Source organism: Bacillus sp. 7884-1 (assembly GCF_002272245.1).
Lineage (GTDB): Bacteria > Bacillota > Bacilli > Bacillales > Cytobacillaceae > Neobacillus.
The window spans coordinates 1-2409 of record NZ_NPDD01000158.1; the positions used below are offsets into that span (position 1 = coordinate 1).

At 39.3% G+C, this 2409-nt stretch carries 2 protein-coding genes; both read left to right on the forward strand.

The genetic code is table 11. The annotated features are described in order from the left end of the window. Positions 1-136 precede the first annotated feature (136 nt). The gene (locus CHI06_RS29885; RefSeq protein ID WP_165978986.1) at positions 137-298 is read left to right on the forward strand and encodes a hypothetical protein; all 162 of its coding nucleotides are present in this window, start codon (positions 137-139) and stop codon (positions 296-298) included. 115 nt (positions 299-413) lie between these two features. Further along, positions 414-2213 (forward strand): M3 family oligoendopeptidase, encoded by a 1800-nt coding sequence (locus CHI06_RS18475; RefSeq protein WP_095250099.1) that lies wholly within the window; start codon positions 414-416, stop codon positions 2211-2213. Positions 2214-2409 lie beyond the last annotated feature (196 nt).

Here is a 2409-nt window from a genome sequence, read left to right on the forward strand (position 1 = left end):
CCTGCGGAAAGCGAAGCGCCTGAAGCACAAATCAACAGCCTAATTTAACACAGCCTTTTAATTAAAACGGCAGATGCCTATACATAAAAGTATACAGGCACATAACCTAGTATTAAAAGGGAAAGGGGGTATTTATGTGTCATATGGTTATCCAAATCCCTGCTGCTACCCAGCCCCTTATCCAGTTTATCCTGTTCCTTATGCAACTGGAGGAGGCGGATGGTACGCACTCTTCATCGTGTTATTAATACTAGTCTTAATCTTTGGCGGCTGGTGGTATTATACAACTTGCTGTTGAATCTTCAAAGCTTGTGCATTCGTTGCGCAAGCAATTTTTTATATAAACACACATAATAGAATTTTTCAAAAAATAAATTTATAATGTAAGGGTACATACATAAGGGGGGAACATGATGACAGCAACTACATATTCAGATGTTTGGAATCTTGAAGTATTTTTTAAGGGCGGAAGCGATTCTGCTGAACTAGCGGACCACTTAAAGATAACAAAGGAATTAATTGAGCTATTTGAAACAAAAGTAAAAAACTGGTCCCCGTTTAATACAGCTGAGGATAAGATTTTTTTAAAAGAGTTACTATCAGACTTTGAAAGCGCTGGTAAGAAGCTTCGTCAGGCAGCTGCATTTGTGGGATGCCTTCAAGCACAAAATACTGAAGATAAAAAGGCTTATACACTTGAAGCAACCGTAACAGGGCTAAGTGCTGCTTTTCAATCTGCACTTAGTGCATTTGACAACTTATTATCATCCATCAATGATGATGTTTGGGCACTAGTGTTGGAAGATGATAACCTAAAAGAATTGACGTTTTCCCTGACTGAACGCCGCGAACGAGCAAAAGAAAAGCTTTCGATTGAGGAAGAAGCGCTAATTAGTTCACTAGGTGTAGATGGTTACCATAGCTGGGGACAATTGTATGATCTTATTGTTAGTAAAATAAAGATTCCTGTTGAGGAAAATGGTGAGGTAAAGCAGCTTTCTGTTGGGCAGGCATCAAATAGATTTTCAAGCATCGACAGAGAAGTACGTAAAGCTGTATTTAAAAGCTGGGAACAATCATGGAATGAACAAAGTGATTACTTATCGAAAACATTAAATCATCTCTCTGGATTCCGTTTAAATGTTTATAAAAAACGTGGTTGGGAAGATGTATTGAAAGAACCATTAACTATTAATCGAATGGAAAAAGAAACATTAGAAACCATGTGGACAGTCATTTCTGAAAATAAACAGCCCCTTGTTGAATATATGAATCGTAAAGCGAAACTCTTGGGAATTGAAAAATTAAGCTGGTTTGATTTAGATGCTCCATATGGAAAAACTGAGTCAAAGGTTTCTTACCAGGAGGGTGCTGAATTTATTGAGCAAAACTTTGCTCTTTTCGGTGAAAAAATGTCCACTTTTGCTAAAATGGCATTTGAGAACCAATGGATTGAAGCTGAAGACCGTCCTGGAAAAGCACCTGGCGGTTTCTGTACTGGATTCCCTGAAAGTGAAGAATCTCGTATTTTCATGACCTATTCAGGTACACCTTCAAATGTTTCTACACTTGCTCATGAATTAGGGCATGGCTTCCATTCCTTTGCAATGAGGGGAGTACATTATCTTAATCGCGGTTATGCCATGAATGTAGCAGAAACTGCATCTACCTTTGCAGAAATGATTGTTGCTGACGCAGCTGTGAAAAATGCTAAGGATGAAGAAGAAAAGCTCGCCCTGCTAGATGATAAAATTCAAAGAACGGTTGCTCTATTAATGAACATCCACGCTCGCTTTTTATTCGAGACTCGTTTTTATGAGGAAAGAAAGCGCGGTCCAGTATCAGTTGAAACTTTAAATGAACTGATGGAAGGAGCTCAGAAGGAAGCGTATTGTGAGGCTTTGGACGAATATCATCCATTATTTTGGGCATCCAAGCTGCATTTCTTTATCACTGGAGTACCATTTTATAACTTCCCATATACTTTTGGTTATTTATTCTCACTTGGCATTTATGCTCAGGCTCTTGAGGAAGGTAAAGGCTATGAGGAAAAGTATATTGCCTTATTAAGAGATACTGCTTCCATGACGGTTGAGGAATTGGCAGCTAAACATTTACAAGTGAATTTAGGTCAAAAGGATTTCTGGGAAAAGGCAGTAAAAATCTGTATTGATGATATTGAGGAGTTCCTTCAATTAACTGAAAATAAATAAAAAGTAAAGCCCAGCAGATACCTGCTGGGCTTTACTTGACTAGCTCTAGCGCCTAGGGGCTCGGGGTCATAAGCTGTCCAGTTCCGGCTCCTTGGGACTCGAGGAATAAGCCACCCCATGAAGAAGGCAAAAAGCGCCTTCATTCATGGTTCGTCTTATTCCTTCGTCCCAGGACAGTCGCCTCCACTTTTCTAAC